14 protein-coding genes and 1 pseudogene are annotated in these 16,128 nt (G+C 43.6%); 3 read left to right on the forward strand and 12 right to left on the reverse strand.

Annotation, left to right across the window (positions count from 1 at the left end):
* Positions 1 to 170: 170 nt before the first annotated feature.
* From glpP to CVV77_RS08345, 7 genes and pseudogenes are all read right to left on the reverse strand, one after another.
* A complete protein-coding gene (glpP, locus tag CVV77_RS08315) occupies positions 171 to 746 on the reverse strand; it encodes a glycerol uptake operon antiterminator GlpP (RefSeq protein WP_100275086.1) in 576 nt (191 codons plus the stop codon).
* 30 nt (positions 747 to 776) lie between these two features.
* Entirely contained in the window at positions 777 to 2,129 is a 1,353-nt protein-coding gene (locus CVV77_RS08320) for an aspartate aminotransferase family protein (protein ID WP_100275165.1), read from the reverse strand.
* A gap of 144 nt (positions 2,130 to 2,273) precedes the next feature.
* Positions 2,274 to 3,187: pseudogene (locus CVV77_RS08325) on the reverse strand (AEC family transporter).
* A gap of 107 nt (positions 3,188 to 3,294) precedes the next feature.
* Positions 3,295 to 4,836 carry a bifunctional GNAT family N-acetyltransferase/carbon-nitrogen hydrolase family protein gene (locus CVV77_RS08330; protein ID WP_003239590.1) on the reverse strand — a complete coding sequence of 514 codons (1,542 nt, stop codon included), beginning with the start codon at positions 4,834 to 4,836 and terminating at the stop codon, positions 3,295 to 3,297.
* A 15-nt stretch (positions 4,837 to 4,851) separates the two neighbouring features.
* Positions 4,852 to 5,514 (reverse strand): HAD family hydrolase, encoded by a 663-nt coding sequence (locus CVV77_RS08335; protein ID WP_084991801.1) that lies wholly within the window; start codon positions 5,512 to 5,514, stop codon positions 4,852 to 4,854.
* Between the two features lie 125 nt (positions 5,515 to 5,639).
* Positions 5,640 to 6,062 (reverse strand): CBS domain-containing protein, encoded by a 423-nt coding sequence (locus CVV77_RS08340; RefSeq protein ID WP_019257888.1) that lies wholly within the window; start codon positions 6,060 to 6,062, stop codon positions 5,640 to 5,642.
* Between the two features lie 137 nt (positions 6,063 to 6,199).
* Complete coding sequence (locus CVV77_RS08345) at positions 6,200 to 6,595, reverse strand: YhcU family protein (protein WP_100275087.1); 396 nt, start codon at positions 6,593 to 6,595, stop codon at positions 6,200 to 6,202.
* 110 nt (positions 6,596 to 6,705) lie between these two features.
* On the opposite strand from CVV77_RS08345, the gene CVV77_RS08350 reads away from it, so the two are divergent.
* Complete coding sequence (locus CVV77_RS08350) at positions 6,706 to 7,614, forward strand: RluA family pseudouridine synthase (protein ID WP_100275088.1); 909 nt, start codon at positions 6,706 to 6,708, stop codon at positions 7,612 to 7,614.
* A 30-nt stretch (positions 7,615 to 7,644) separates the two neighbouring features.
* Here the strand turns inward: CVV77_RS08350 and srtA are convergent, their stop codons facing one another.
* Positions 7,645 to 8,241 carry a sortase SrtA gene (gene srtA, locus CVV77_RS08355; RefSeq protein ID WP_100275089.1) on the reverse strand — a complete coding sequence of 199 codons (597 nt, stop codon included), beginning with the start codon at positions 8,239 to 8,241 and terminating at the stop codon, positions 7,645 to 7,647.
* Entirely contained in the window at positions 8,238 to 11,822 is a 3,585-nt protein-coding gene (gene yhcR, locus CVV77_RS08360) for a sortase-dependent nonspecific endonuclease YhcR (protein WP_100275090.1), read from the reverse strand. The genes srtA and yhcR overlap by 4 nt, the downstream gene beginning before the upstream one ends.
* A 151-nt stretch (positions 11,823 to 11,973) precedes the next feature.
* Here yhcR and CVV77_RS08365 point away from each other — a divergent pair, with 151 nt between their 5' ends.
* Positions 11,974 to 12,624 (forward strand): spore coat protein, encoded by a 651-nt coding sequence (locus tag CVV77_RS08365; RefSeq protein ID WP_019257883.1) that lies wholly within the window; start codon positions 11,974 to 11,976, stop codon positions 12,622 to 12,624.
* On the opposite strand, the gene CVV77_RS08370 is transcribed toward CVV77_RS08365, so the two are convergent.
* Both CVV77_RS08370 and CVV77_RS08375 read right to left on the reverse strand, forming a co-directional pair.
* Positions 12,556 to 13,524: a gluzincin family metallopeptidase gene (locus tag CVV77_RS08370; RefSeq protein ID WP_100275091.1), complete on the reverse strand. Its 969-nt coding sequence runs from the start codon at positions 13,522 to 13,524 to the stop codon at positions 12,556 to 12,558. The two genes, CVV77_RS08365 and CVV77_RS08370, sit on opposite strands and share 69 nt — an antisense overlap.
* Before the next feature lie 119 nt (positions 13,525 to 13,643).
* A complete protein-coding gene (locus CVV77_RS08375) occupies positions 13,644 to 14,228 on the reverse strand; it encodes a YhcN/YlaJ family sporulation lipoprotein (RefSeq protein ID WP_100275092.1) in 585 nt (194 codons plus the stop codon).
* Positions 14,229 to 14,377: 149 nt separating this feature from the next.
* Between CVV77_RS08375 and CVV77_RS08380 the strand changes: the two genes are divergently transcribed.
* Positions 14,378 to 14,812: a hypothetical protein gene (locus CVV77_RS08380; protein ID WP_100275093.1), complete on the forward strand. Its 435-nt coding sequence runs from the start codon at positions 14,378 to 14,380 to the stop codon at positions 14,810 to 14,812.
* A 505-nt stretch (positions 14,813 to 15,317) separates the two neighbouring features.
* Here CVV77_RS08380 and CVV77_RS08385 read toward each other — a convergent pair.
* Complete coding sequence (locus CVV77_RS08385; RefSeq protein WP_100275094.1) at positions 15,318 to 16,106, reverse strand: helix-turn-helix domain-containing protein; 789 nt, start codon at positions 16,104 to 16,106, stop codon at positions 15,318 to 15,320.
* Positions 16,107 to 16,128 lie beyond the last annotated feature (22 nt).

The following is a 16,128-nucleotide window of genomic DNA, read 5'->3' on the forward strand; positions in this document are numbered from 1 at the left end:
AGCACATTCCTCCTAGAGTCACGATTAAGAAGTATGATAGAGAAGAAAAAAACCACAACAAACCGCTTTACGGGTGCATAAACATTTACCGTAAAGAGCTGCTGTGGTCTCCGAGTTCTCCATCACAATGTATTAACCTAGTGCAATTGTATCAGTGGATGAAAGCGGTGTCAATCACTTTCTGTCAAAAAGTTTTCATATTTCTTCCATAATTTGGTATTAGATGTAGTGACAGCAACAGCTCCCGCTTTCAAGGCCTGTTCTACATCCTCTTCCGTACGGATGAAACCGCCAGCAAAGATAGGAATTCCCGTTTTCTCTTTTATTTCTTGAATGAGTGACGGAACGATGCCGGGCAGCACTTCAATGAAGTCAGGCTTATGCTTGCCGACAAACTCCATGCTTTTCTCCATCGCACTTGTATCGAGCAGAAACAGGCGCTGGATCGCATAAATTTTCTTCTGCTTCGCTTTGGCAATCACGTTCGATCTTGTTGAAATAATCCCAGCGGGCTTGATGTCCTGGCAAATAAACTCAGCTCCGTATTCATCATGCTTGATCCCTTGGATGAGATCGACGTGCACCATCATGTTCTTTCCGTGCTTTTGCGCCTCTCTGATCACACCCTTCAGCTGGCCGAGATGAATATCAAGAATAACGCCGTAGGAAAATGAACTGTTCAAAAACTCATCAAATTGCTTCATATTTCGAATAGCCGGTAAAATAGGCTGATTGTGAAAACTCATCGTGTGCTCCTTTAACAAATCACTTTTATATTAAATCGTCTGAAAGCTATCTTTCACCGTTTTCACGATAAAGGAAAGGTCCTCTTCTGTCAGGCAAAATGGCGGCGCAAGCTGGATGACGTTGTTGTAGCCGGCGACTGTATCGCCGTTTTTGCCGATGATCAGCCCTTTTTCTTTGCACGCCGCAACCACTTGGTTTACTTTGTCGGCATCAGCCGGCTCTTTTGTCCATTTATCTTTGACGAGCTCGATTCCGATCAGCAGCCCTTTTCCTCTAACATCTCCGACCGCCGGGTGTTCTCTTAAGGCCTGAAGCTCACCTAAAAGCTTTGCCCCAAGGTCGCGGGATCGCTGAATCAGCTGTTCGTCCTCCATAATTTGCAGGTTTTTCAACGCCAATGCACAGGCAGCCGGGCTTCCGCCGAATGTGTTCACGTGGCGGAAACGGTCATAAGGCGCTTCACCCTGATACGCTTCGAAAATGTCCCGTTTCACAGCAGTCGCTGACAACGGCAGATACGCACTCGTGATTCCCTTTGCCATCGTAATAATATCCGGCTTCACGCCGTAATGCATAAATCCGAACGGCTCGCCTGTCCGTCCAAAGCCGCAGATGACTTCATCGCAAATCAAAAGAGCTCCGTGGCGTCGGCAAATGTCCTCCACCTTCTTCATATATCCGTCCGGCGGCATTAAGATGCCTCCGCCCGTTATGATAGGCTCCATGATGACCCCGGCAATTGTTTCGCTTAATTCCCATGTCATGATGCGGTCAATTTCATTTGCGCTTTCAAGCGTATCAGCATCCTCAGGATTCCGGTATACATCTGGCGGGGCTGCATGCAGAAATCCCTGGCTTAAAGGCTCATATTTATATTTCCGCTGCGCCTGTCCGGTTGCTGAGAGCGCTCCCAATGTGTTGCCGTGATATGCCCGATATCTTGAGATGAATTTATAACGGCTATGGTCACCGTTTTGCAGATGGTACTGGCGGGCAATCTTAAAAGCAGTTTCGTTAGCTTCCGATCCGCTGTTGGAAAAAAAGATCACATAATCGCCGCCAAGCCATTCATTCAGCTTTTCCGCCAGCTGAATTGCCGGTGCGTGGCTTTGCGTTAACGGGTAATAAGGCAGCTCCTTTAATTGCTCATAGGCAGCCTCTGCAAGCTCCTTCCTGCCGTAACCAATATTAACACACCATAAACCGGACATCGCATCCAAATAGCGGCGTCCGTCTATGTCAGTCACCCAGGCCCCTTCAGCCTTTTGGGCAATCAGGCTGTCCGCTTGATGCGCTCCCTTCATGGCATGCCACACAAATTGCTCATCTTTTAGCTTTAATCCCTGATTTTGCTGAATGTTTTCCATCCCTATCATCTCCATTTCTTTAGCGTTCACTAAAGTGTCAATTCAATTGAAACAGACCTTCTCTTATGTGATGTCTAGGTGATGATTTCCCTGCCTTCAATATAAAGCCAGACGGGGTTGGAGTCAATAAACCGCGGAAATAATAAAATTTCCTCTTTCTCAAGAAGAAAGAGGATGCAGCATCCAAAGCAGAACAAGCAAGGTGACAATACTCAGCATCGTGCTGATAAGGTAGCGCTCGAAACGACTTCCGGCCTTGTATTAAACTGAACAGCCATTAACGTCGTATTAGCAGCGGTCGGCATAGCGGCGACGAGAATCATGATTTGTTTTGTCATGTCATCCACAGGCAATATCAATGTGAAGCTAAGCGCAATCACCGGCGATACCATCAGCTTCAAAACCAATGAATAAGAAATTTTTCTGTATTCAATATTCTTGAAAGAAATCAGTGCAAGCTGCATGCCCAAAATGATCATAATCGTAGGAATGGCCGCATTTCCGACCAGCTCAATTCCCGTCATTAACTCTTTTGGGATTGAAATATGCATAAGCTGAAGTATTGCGCCTAAAAGTGCTCCGTACGCAACAGGCATACGGATAACCCGGGTCATGACCGTTTTAAATCCGCCTTCCCCCGAACCTCCTTTTGCTGCATAATACATGCCGATCGTACACATGATTAACTGCTGCAGCACCATTAACACAACGGCCGTGCCCAGACCGGCTGTCCCAAACACCAGCAGGACAACAGGCGTTCCGTAATTGCCGTTATTCATAAAAGCAGATGACAGAATCAAGGCACAGCGATCTTGATTCGGGTACTTATGAAAAAAAGATAAAAAGTAGACAAATAGAACAAGAACCAAGCAAAGCCCCAGCACAAATATAGAAAGATAGACATAATCCATCGTCAGCTTGTTCGTATAAAACGTATCAAACGCCAGAAAAGGAGACATTAAGTATAAGGACATTTTGGACAGTGTTTGAATATCAAAGCCGAGTGTTTTCTGTCCGATATAACCAATTGCGAAAATTCCGAAAACAGGAACTAAAACAAGCAGAAACTCCATAAGGCACCTTCTTTTCCGATATACAATTTACTTTTATTTTAAAGAAAGCGCGTAAACGTTTCAATTCCGCTTTTAATAAAAAACCCGCCTGTTGGCGGGTTTTGGGATTATTTTTTATACTGAATATGATAAATATCACGCCGTCTGTCTTTTAGCTGGCGCACTGTACCGTTTTGGCGCTGTCTTCTGAGAATTTCCAGGTCAACATCGCCGATGACGACCATTTCGATATTCGGATTTGTTTCACCGACAATGCCGTCTCTGGCGAATTCAAAATCAGATGGTGCAAAGATGCCTGATTGAGCGTATTGGATATCCATATTTTCCGTTTGCGGAAGGTTTCCAACCGTTCCGGAGATGACCGTATAAATTTGGTTTTCAACCGCTCTTGCCTGCGAACAGTATCTGACACGCAAATAGCCTTGGCGGTCTTCTGTACAAAATGGCGTAAAAATGATTTTTGCGCCTTTATCGGCCGCAATCCGGGCAAGCTCAGGAAACTCAATATCGTAACAGATTTGAATCGCGATTTTTCCGCAGTCCGTATCAAACACGCGAACCTGGTCTCCGGCGCTGATTCCCCACCATTTGCGTTCATTCGGCGTAATATGGAGTTTATATTGCTTCTCGATCGTTCCGTCCCGTCTGAACAGATAAGCGATATTATAGATCTTGCCTTCCTCTTCGACGAAATGAGATCCGCCGATAATGTTGACGTTGTACTTCACAGCCAAATCAGTAAAAAGGCTGATATAATCTTCTGTATACTCGGTAATTCTCTGTACCGCCAAGCTCGGTGACCGTTCCTCAAGGAAAGACATCAGCTGGGTTGTGAAAATTTCCGGGAACACCGCAAAATCAGATCTCGCGTCGGAAGCGACATCGACATAGTACTCTACTTGATTCGCAAATTCCTCAAAGGAATAAATTTTCTTCATTTCGTATTGGATCACACAAATTCTCACAGGGAACGCCGATTTATAATAGCGTTTTGTCTGCTGCGGAAGATAATCGACATTGTTCCATTCCATCAGCGTCGCATACTTGATCGAAGCGGTATCATCCGGGAGATAATTCGGGTTAATCCGCATAAGGGTAAAGCCGTTCATCAGCTGGAAAGAAAGAACCGGATCGTAAATTTGGTGGCGTGTCACCTGTTCAACATACTCTCTTGCCGTCATTTCATCTGCATATTTGTGATAGTTCGGAATCCGTCCGCCTATGATGATGCTTTTTAGATTTAAGCGTCTGGCTAAGTCCTTTCTAGCCTCGTACAAACGGTGGCCGATTTTCATTCGTCTGTATTTCGGATGCACCATGACCTCAATTCCGTACATGTTCAAACCGTCGGGATTATGGTTGGTGATATAACCGTCATCAGTAATGTCCTGCCACGTATGGCGGTCATCATATTCATCAAAATTAATCAGGAGACTTGAGCACGAACCGATAATTTCACCTTCGAATTCTGCACAAAACTGCCCTTCAGGAAAATGCTCCAAATGGCTGATTAAATGCTCCCGCTTCCACGGCTCCATCCCCGGAAAGCAGTCCTTTTGAAGATCGATAATCTTGTCAATGTCTTTCTCTTCGATATTGCGAATGACCATTTTCTTTTCAAAACGGGTCAAATCTAATTTCTCAGACAAACTACTCGCTCCTTTCTAGTGTTGTGTGTTCAGATGATCAAGCAATAGGGCGAGCTCCATCTCCGCCATTGATTCAAGCCTGTGATCATAATCTTCAAACATCAAGGTGCTTGTTACTTTATTCGGGACGATGACACACTTCATCCCCGCTCTTTTCGCAGCAATCGAACCGTTGACAGAATCCTCAAACGCGAGACATTCTGATGGCGATACGCCAAGATTCTTTGCCGCCAATAAATACAATTCAGGATTCGGCTTCACCTCTTCCACATCATCCGCCGTTTGAATGACCTCAAAATCATCAAACAGGCCGATTTGCTTCAAATGGCCCGATACCCACTTATAATCAGAGCTGGAGGCAAGGCCTACTTTTAAACCTAAATCCTTTGCCGCATTCAGATACGCCTCGACACCCGGTCTTGCTTTTTCTGTTTCCATGCGTTTCGCAAACCGTTCTCTTCGCAATGTTGTCAGCTCTTCATGGTTCAGCTTTTTGCCGATCTGCTCTTCTAAATATTCAAAGGGCCGAAATCCCGCGGCTGTTCCGATGACCTTTCCCCAGACGGATAGCGGCAGGACTGAGCCGTGTTCCTCAAATATTTCCTGAAGGACTTCATATTCATGTGTTTCTGTATCTAGAATAAGTCCGTCAAAATCAAAAATTAACGCTTTAATCACTGCGTACAACTCCTTTAGTCCGAATTGAGACATATGTATACACTCACTATACCCCGAAACATGTCTGCTTTCAAAAAGTAAGGTTTATGTGAAGAAAGAGCCTGCACACCGCAAGCTCTTTCTTATTAATGAATGTTTTGATGAGAAATGTTTGTCAGCGCTTCTCCCGCAGACTCGTTCGACATCTGATTGACTGCCAGGTCTCCAAGCGCAACGATCCCGACTAGATTGTTTTGATCTACAATAGGAAGGCGGCGGATTTGGTGCTGGGCCATCAGCTGCGACGCGTCTTCCAGACTCATATTAGGATTTCCTGATACGAGGTCTGTTGACATCACTTCTGAAACGGGTGTCTGGCCATCTCGGCCCTGAGCTGTAGTTCTTAATGCAATGTCACGGTCAGTCAGCATTCCTTTTAAAACACCTTGCTCTACAACGGGAATCACCCCGACGTTATGCTGTTTCATGAGAGAAGCCGCTTCCTGAATCGTTTGATTCGGTGAAACGGTTGCCACCTGCGTTGTCATTGTATCTTTTACTGAACTCATTGTCAGCACCCCTTTCAATCATTAGTATGTTCAGACACGTGCCGATTAAAAAGGGAGTTAGAGGAAAGGTTTTATGATATGATTTCTCTGATGCAAAAAAGAGCTTTTCTGAAAATGAAAAAGCTCTTGCTGCCTGATTATATCAGCCTTCTGTGACCGGAAAAGGCTTTATTCGTCTTTGTTTGAAAGTCAGAAAAAGCAAACGGAAAATAAATCCCGAAATCATTCAGCATCTTGCTGTTTTTATCAAAAATCGCCTGATTACTCAAATCAGTGTGCGGCGAAGGCTTTGTCAGGATAATATGTATCATTTGCAGACAAGCCATAATTTGAAATGCTTCTTTTAATGTTCCTTGGTAATAATGGTTATTTAAAGACAGAACGCCTTTCTTTTTAAAGCGCTGAATGTCCAGTTCGGAGAAATAAAGAGGAAATACATCATGGATCAACTCCATTGACAGCTCCTTGATAAAGCTCTCCTGTTCTGCAGTTGCTGCGTTCACAATTCTCACGTCAATCACCTTTCTTGCCATCGAATAGCCTAAGTCTTAATCAAGAATAGCACAGAAAAAAACACGAAAGCTAAGGTAAGTGTTTCCTATGAGAAACAGCGGCCTTCCGCTTCGAAAAGGAGCCATTTGACATGAAACAAAAAGGCAGAGGGCTTGAGCTCCTCATCAATGACAAACAAGATGGCCAATGGATGTTTTCTGTACTGAAAACATCGCTCAAAGCCTCTAAACCCGTGATTCAAGACTGGGTGTCGCATCACCAGATAAAGGTCAATCACGAATCCGTTACAAACAACGTCATCGTTAAAAAAGGTGACCGCGTCTTCATTGATCTTCAGGAAAGTGAAGAATCTTCCGTCATTCCGGAGTATGGAGAGCTTGATATTTTATTTGAAGACAGTCACATGCTCATCGTCAATAAACCCGATGGCATAGCGACACATCCGAATGAGGAGGGCCAAACCGGCACACTGGCTAATTTGATCGCCTACCATTATCAGGTGAATGGCGAAGCATGCAAGGTGCGCCATGTTCATCGCCTTGATCAGGATACATCCGGTGCAGTCGTTTTTGCCAAGCATCGTTTGGCACATGCCATTTTAGATCAGCAGTTAGAGAAAAAGACGCTGAAGCGTACGTATACTGCCATCGCTGAAGGAAAGCTAAAGACGAAAAAAGGGACAATTGATTCACCGATCGGCAGAGACCGATCACACCCGACAAGACGCCGGGTTTCACCAGGCGGGCAAGCAGCCGTCACTCATTTCAAGTTGATTGCCAGCAATGCGAAAGAGCGGCTGTCACTCGTTGAATTAGAGCTGGAAACAGGCAGAACACATCAAATTCGTGTTCATATGGCGAGCATTGGCCATCCGCTGACAGGAGACTTGCTTTACGGAGGCGGGAGCAAACTGCTAAACAGGCAGGCGCTGCACGCCAAAAAGGTACAAGCGGTTCATCCGATAACCGGCGAGCTAATTGTTGCCGAAGCGCCTTTCCCAGTTGATATAGAAAGCCTTTGCCACACATATTTTTCATGAAGAAAAGCCGCAGGAATAGCCTGCGGCTTTTTAAGTGACTCGTTTTCCGTATATAATATAGCGCTTCGGGGCATTGCCGATGTATGAAAACGGATAGCAGGTCGTTAGAATGAGTTCTTCCTTTTCATGCTGGAGTGTAATAATGGATTTGTCATCCTTATCGACAATTTTTGTTTTTACAATTTCATATGTGAAATCTCCATATGACAGGAGAATACGAAGCCGGTCCCCTTTTTCCAGCTCTCCCGTCCGGCGAAACACGGTATCCCGATGTCCCGACAGCACAATTTGCCCGTTTTCATCAGGATAATAGCTGTCCTTATAATGCCCGACACCTTTTTCTAAATCATCTGCATCGGTGCCCTCCACGATCGGAAGCTCTGCGCTGATTTTCGGTATTTCCAAAATGCCGCTCGCTTGGCCGGTCTCAGGCTTAAATGATGCTTTATTCTTTGCTTGATCTGCATTTTTTTTCGTGTCCGAAGCTTCCTGGGGCTTTTCAGTCGCCAGTTTTGCTTCTTTTAATGTCTGTTCGGTCTTCATATTCGTGTCGATTAATTTAAGGCCCCCATAGCCTGCGATCACTAGACCGGCCGCAATGATGACAAGTGGAATAACTTTTTTCACGTTCTGGAGGCACTCCTTTTTCTTCTGACATATAGATAAGTTCCGGACAGTGTCACCGCCGCACCGATCACCATAATGTTATAGTAGCCCGCTGATGTATCCGGAAGCTGATGATCAGACCCGCTTTCCGCAGTCTCATTTTGTAAAGGCAATGTGCTGATCTTGTCGGCAGTGTCAGCATTTTTTTCATCGCTCGGTAATTCACCTAATCTCAAAATGTCTGAAGGCGTCAGCTGATGAACCGGCACAGTACCCGGAGTCTCTTTTATATCAGTCTGATCTTCAACAGGCTCTGGATCCTCTTTAACCGGCTGCTCTGTCCCTGGGCCATCTCCCGGTTCTTCCGTAACTGGGTCTTCTGTTACAGGGTCTTCAATGTCAACCGCTTTTGCAAGCTGAATTCTTCCCTCTTTTGTATAAGCAATTGGCTCATCAAAGCTCTTCACGTACTCAACTGTCGCTTCCAAATCCTCGAGACCTGTCACTGGATTTTTCCCAAGCAATCCGATTGGCTGATATTTGCTTCCTGTCGCCGTCGCCATAAAATTGTTGACGGTCAGTGTGTATGTGGCATCGGGCTGAATCTCGGTGCCATCTGCCATTTTCATCTCGACAGCTTTTCCGGTTTCTTTATCCCACGTATACGTAAACCCGCTTATGCTGTAGTCAGGCCCAAAAACCGGCGAGATTTGCGCATTGATAATCTCTCTTAAATCTTTACCTTTAATCTCAAGCTTTGTTAACACATTTCCGAACGGCTGGATATTGTAAAGATCTCCCCACGTAATGGGACCCTTCTTCAGCGCTTCCCGTATTCCTCCGCCATTCATAAGAGCAAAATCCGTTTTCATGGACGCTCTCATGCCATCCGCAATCAGGTTTCCAAGAGGGGTATCGCCGTCATTCGAATACCCGCCTTCCATATCAACAGCCGCTTCACCGACAACCTCGCTGATAATCGGTTCAGCAAGTGTTTGGTATTTCTTTAAAATGGCTGACGCGCTGGCATCCGGTTCTATTTTGCTTTGATCGACATATTCGATTTCTGCCGACTTTTTGACAATGTCTTTTGTTGTTTTATCGATCTCTACATCAACAACACCTATTGCTTTTCCATATTCAAACGCCTGAACAATCAGTTTCCCGTTCACTTCACCGTTAACAACCTTATGATTATGCGCTGCAAAAATGACGTCGATTTCAGAATCTGTTTTGTTTGCAAGATCAGCAGATTCCCCGGTAATGGATGTGTCATTTTGCTCGGCTGACATATGCGCGAGAACTGCGATGGCCTTTACGCCTTTTTTCTTCAGCTCTTCGGCCGCCTCATTTACCGCTGTCACTTCATCTGTAAACTCGATGTTTTTGATTCCGTCAGGCATGACCATGCCCGCTGCCGACTGTGTGACAACCCCGATAAAAGCAACGGGGATGCCCTCCACATTTATGATGTCATATGCCGGTAAAAAGGGCTCTCCGGTAGATTTCATTTTACAATTGGCGCATACAAGGGGAAATTTCTGTCCATCATATCCGCTTGTGCCTTTCGGGTGATCTCCGCCATTTAAGATCCTCAACAGTTCATCTGTACCTTCATCGAACTCGTGGTTGCCGACAGTTCCGACATCAAATCCGATGTCCTCCATCAGTTCTACAGTCGGTTCATCTTGAAGAAGAGATGAAACTGGAGAACTTCCCCCGATCATATCTCCCGCATGTACAATCAGCGTGTTTTTCTTTTCGGCCTTTTTTCCCTTCAAATATGCGGCGGCATAGTCCATGCGTCCAAATGTGCCGTCTGCAGTTCCGTCTCCATCAAGATCAAGCTCATATTGCTGATCGATCTTGCCATGCAAATCATTCATGCTTAGAATTCTTAGCGGCACATTTTCTTTGGGTGCCGTTTGCCTCTTTTGATATCCCGCGTTTTCCGCTTCACTTGCTGAGGCGAAGAAAATTCTGTTTTCCACAGCTATCTGCTTCCAGTCAGCCGGCTTCACATACGTTTTATTTGACGAATCTCCCACATATCTTGTCAGGCCTTTTCCCTGCTCTCTGGCCCTAAACTCAAACGGCATTTCCATGAGGGGATCGGCTTCATTCCAAATGCCTTTTTGCTCTTTTTTCGCAGTGGCTGCGGCAGCCTGAAACTGCTGATAATCCTCTTCATTGTCAACCGGCCAAATAAAATACGTCGGAGCATAGCCATTTTTCACAAGCTCTAAGTTCACGTTTGAACCTGATTCGGTTATGACCTGCCCGAGAAGTCTGCCATAGCTGTCCTTGGCTTCACTTCCGACCTTGACAGTAATCTTATCTCCTGAGGACAGAACCGTTTTTAGATAGTCAGATGCTTTTTTGCCAAATCTTAATTGATTTTCGTCTGCTTCATTTTTTGGTGTGTGATACGTTTCAGGTGTATCTACATTTACGAACCGGATTTTTGTCGTTCCAAGTACCGGAGATTTGAGATGAATGGTATCACCGTCAACAACGCGATCAACAATACCTTCATATTCACCCTCCGAAGACGGAGGTGCGGGCTGTTCTTCAAGCAGCTTCAGGTCAGATGATTTTCGCGGAAGCAGCTGAAAGGATTGGTATCTGCTTAATATACTGGTAAATTCATACCATTTGCCCTCATTAAGTCCGTCTATTATCCCTGTTTCATTCATAACCCGGAGCATCATAGCATGGTGATCTTCATCAATCACCGTTACATTGTAACCGCCTCCGGCAGGTGAATTTGGAATTGAGGAAACATATGCTTTTAGTGCCACAAGACGGCCTTCAAGCTGATCACCGAGACTGCTGTTAACCAGTTCATTGATTGTTGAATATTTAGGAACGGGGAGAGATTGATTTGACTGGTTGATTTTGATGCCTGATGAGTTAGGAACAATTTCTGTCAGCCCTTGGTATGTCGTGATTTTCCCTGTCACCGTGATGTCCATGCCTTCTTTTAATTCAGGAAATTGTTCAGGGGCAGACGAATAAATATTAATGCCTCCGGTTTCATCCTGCATAAAGGTCGACAGCTTCCCGCCTCCGACCGCGCTTTGATCAGCAGTGACGATCCCTTTTATCGTTACTTCTTCATTCAGCCGTCCCCGCGCTTCATTTATCGACACTGGCTGTTCAGCCGGCGGAGTTTTCGTGTCATCTGTTAAGTCCATCGACTGGACGTTCTTAAGCCCTGTTGTGCTAAAGTAATCTTCAAGCTGTCCTTGAACCGTTATCTTTTTTCCAAGAAGAAGCGGATTGGTTTGCAGCCCAAATTGGCTTCTGAAGGCGGAGGGGATTTGCACAGGAAGGATGTGATCGGGCGATGTCTCGTTTTCACTGTCTGCCAGCGCAACATTATAATTATTTGAAAAAGGGCTTGCCAGCTTATAATGCTGCGGGGAAACAGCCTGGCCGATAGCGTATCCTTCGACAAGAGCCTGTCCTTCTTTTTGCTGTATCGCTTGATCAACCGATATCGGCTGCTGCTGCTCAGCTGCCTTTACTGCTTCGCAAGTGTACATCACATTCAAGAACACCAATGTCGTGATTAACACAATATGCAGAATACGCCTCATCATTTTTCCTCCCTTAATATACACAATATGACAACGACTTTGTCTGCTTTACATTTCGACAGCCAGCATTTAATTCCTTTCAGGCTTCTGCATAAAACGCGGCAGACTGACACAAAATACAGCTGATCTGAAAAAAAAGGAGGAATTGGGTTTGGATCAGTTAAATCAGCAGCAATCCCAAATGAATAAAGGTATCCCTGGCAAGCCGCATAAAAACCACGGCGGACATGAAATGTTTGATATGCACGAGGTGCTTTCCGGAACCCTTACTGTACTTGATCAGTTTATGATGCTGAGACAATTTTGTAAGGATCAGGAATTATTAAACATCCTTGATCGTCAATATCAATTCATTACGTCTCAATATAACTTAACTGCAGAATGCTTTAAAACAGGAAACGAACCTTCACAAAAAACAGCAACTTATATGATGAAGGAAGACAATCAGACTGTTTATGGCATGCAGCCGTCACAGCCTAAAAAACCGGTTCAATCCATGAATGATATTGATGACAGCATCATCAGCCGACAAATGCTTTGCGCGATTAAAGCACAGGCTTCTATGCTGACAATGGCTTCACTGGAAATGACAAACCCAGCCGTAAGACGCGTACTGTCAGCGCAAATTCAGGAGTATGTTGAAATGGCTTTTGAAATTTTCCTATACCAAAACAAACACGGCTATTATCAAGTTCCTCAGCTTGATGCGCAGGATATGGAACAAATGAGAAATTCATTTGCTCCTGCACAAGGACAAATGCCTCCAACGCAAGGCGGAATGGGCCAGCAAGGACTTCATTAATAACAAAGGCATTGGATAGCTACTATCCAATGCCGCACTGTTTTCTTCAAATGTTTTCTTAAATTCTTTTTCAAATTGATCAAGACTTTCCTTTGTTGCCGATTTAAATCCTTTCTTAAAGTCCCCTTTTTTTGCCGTTTCCTTTATCATTTCTGAAATAATATCTTTCCCGTATTTGTCCGTCAGCTCATTGATCATATAAAAGCTTTGCAAATAGACATCAGTTTCATATTCAGCTCGGGCTTCCTGCCAATCTTGATCTGTCTGCAAACGGTCAAAGGGCACAACAGAAAACGAGATCGGATCTATGAGCAATTCATAGTTCGCGATCCACTCGCTTAACCCTTCATGAAACCATAACGGAAACTTATCGGGGTCAGCCTCAAGCTCCTTCAATTTCTGGTGAAACGCATGGTGCGTGTATTCATGAATCAACAATCTCTGGTACAAATAAACCGCTACCTCGTCACCTTCTAAAAGCTTCTTTTTCTCTTCAGGCAACAATCCGATCAGCTGCTCCTGCTCAGAATAAAAACCGACTACATCCATTAAACCGGAGTAAGCCTCCATCTGTTTTTCATTATGAAAAAAAATAATATCAATAGGCACTTGATTCGAATATCCAATCATAATCTGATTAATACTGACCGCATATTCAAGCGTTTCTTTCGTCAATGGCAGTAAGGACTTTTCCTTAGATGTGTAATAAATATCGGCCTGTTCGAATGACTCTTTCTTCATGTGCTTCGTCACTTGTTCTTTTGTTATACCAGATGCCTGCCCTGGCAAAGACAGTATATACATCGTGCTTGATACGATGGCTGAACTTACAGCCAGCATCACAAGGACTCCGCACAGGAATAGAGCGGATGCCGCACGCTTTCCTATGCCATCCCGCAAACGTCTCCCTCCCTGAGCCGGTCCGTCTTGTACCTTTTATTTTTACTCTATGCAGCCTGAGTTCGCGGTGTGTCATTAACGCAAAGAAAAAGCCGCACAAATTATGCGGCTTTTTTCATTTATTCAGCTTGCGGGAATATACGCTGTACAGTTTCACTGAATTCATCAAAGAATCCTGCAATTGGATCGCCATTTTGTATCCGCTCGCCATAGCCCTGCATTCGGTCTACAAAGTCCGGATTTGCAGAAACATAAACATTATCCATGTTTTTATCAGTGTCTCTCACTTTATCTGAAATCTTCCTTTTGAGGTCTTTTCCAACTTCTTTATTTCCATTTGTTAATACAACTGCAACATATGCTTGATTTCCGGCAACAATTACATTTGCATGTTTTACTTCTTTCATATCAGTGATTTTATCGGCAGCGTCGTCAGCAACATCTAATTTACGGTTGTTATTACCGTTATTATTGTTGTTATCGTTATTGTTGACATTGTCAGTTACATTATTATCGACATTGTCACGATTATTATTGACATCGTTAATATTTCTTGTGCCATTATCGTTCACCGGGTTGCGATAGTTAACATTTTCTGGTTCTAAATTATCACGTCTGCCCTCACCCTGGTTGGCCATTCCGCAGCCAGTCATAAGCAAAGGGATAAGAAGCATAGACGCAAGGACTTGTTTTTTTCCAAGCATGTGAATTCCTCCTTTATCACTTTACTTATAGGTTTTTCTAAATGGCTTTAAATATGCATGTAAATCTGAAGGAAATGCTTTCCCGGGAAATAAAACGGTTAATTTGTCTAATGAGGGGGAAAATATGAATACACTAAGAAGGAGGGATCATGTTGTTCAACCAGCGAAAAGGAATCAGCCCCGCAACATTGATTATAGGGTCAACTATGCTTATAGCTGCTTTATCACCTCAGATTCGCCAAAGAGTCGGCGGATTTATTACAGGTCAAATGAACAGACAGAATTCTGAAAATAAGATGTTTGATGCTTCTAATGTAGGTAATATGGTCAAACAAGTTTTTGGCGGCGGCAATAACCAGGAACGTTCACAAAATCAAAGCCAGCAGCAAAATGGCCGTCAGCATCAGAATGCCGGACAGCAGCAAACACAGCACCAGCAGACTCAAACTAGGCAAGCTGAGACAACAACGCAAAAAAGACAGCCGCATTATGCCGAACCCATTCATTTTGAACAAAGCGCAATGAATGTGATGGACGACAACACCATGATGGGAATACTTGAGGACTTAGAACCCGGCCGTTAAAAAACGTGTAATCCATGGCGGATTGCATAATGGTTCAAGTAGTTGATTTTATTGTCTTTTCAGGAGTTTTTTGCATTTTTCCGCCTGTTTTGAATTGGTAGCATTAAAAAAATCCTTCTTTCGTTCTATGAAGAACGCTTGAAGGATTTTTTTAATGCTGCCACTCTATCCGAAGCAATCTTTATCAATTCATTGTTAGTTCCCACATCAAAAGTTGAAAAGGACAGAACACTAGTTAACACTGTTACTGCGAATATAACCCGAGTGAGTTTCATTAATAATTTAATTTTATTTCTTGCTTCAACGCTCAACATATAATATTCACTCGAGCGTTAGAAATCCTGTCAGCAATATAATAACAAACAAGCCGAAGCCCATTTCAATATGTGTTTTTATGTTTCCACTTCTAGTGATTTAGTTCGTCTAAAAGATATCAGGTGAAGAAAAAAGAACCTTTTTAGGCTCTTTAATCATGATTTCCTTGAATCAAATTGGTTAGTATCTATTATGAGAAATCATCCACTCTTTTTCTTACTTTTTTACTTAGCTTAAAGCCGAACCTATTGATATACTCTTCATTTTTCGCCATTATTTGATAAGCCTCAATTATTGGCAGGATGCGAATTAAAATGTAGACACCAATAGCGATCAAAACAACACAAACCGGATAGTAGGCATTGAAACCTGAGACTATATGTTTTCTTTCAAGAAAAAAAGGAATTCCGCCTGCTACAATGGAACAAACACCAGCGACTATGATAGCAGCATACCTTTTTTTCATATCTTTATATCTCGCTGTCAGCTCTTTATGATGATTTTGGTCAAAAATCAGAGCCTCTCTCTTGAGCACCTTGTATTTATCTTCTACCGAGATCAATCCTGTCACAATAGCCCCAATGCCGAGTACAGCTATGATCATGATAAGGAGTGTATAGATGGCTGGTTCTTGTTTAAAAACCAAATAAGGGACAGTGGATAAAATAAGCAGGCTCAGTCCGAAAGAAACATATTTGGTAACTTTGCGTTCATGCAATAAAAAGCCGTCTGCCATTTCTCTGCTAACATAATATCCTTCTTTATTGTCACGACGCGGCTCAACAGAATCTTTTAACAAATAATCAATTGATACTTCGAAAATATTTCCAATCATTAAAAGCTTTTCGGTTTCAGGAAACCCTTGCCCATTTTCCCATTTGCTAATCGCCTGCCTTGTCGTGTTTACTTTTTCAGCTAAAGCTTCTTGAGACAGTCCTTTTTCTTTTCGCAACTTAAAAAGTTTTTCACCAAATGTCATAGTTAAGAACTCCTTTGCTTTG

The sequence above is a fragment of the Bacillus sp. SN1 genome (assembly GCF_002796895.1).
Lineage (GTDB): Bacteria > Bacillota > Bacilli > Bacillales > Bacillaceae > Bacillus > Bacillus inaquosorum.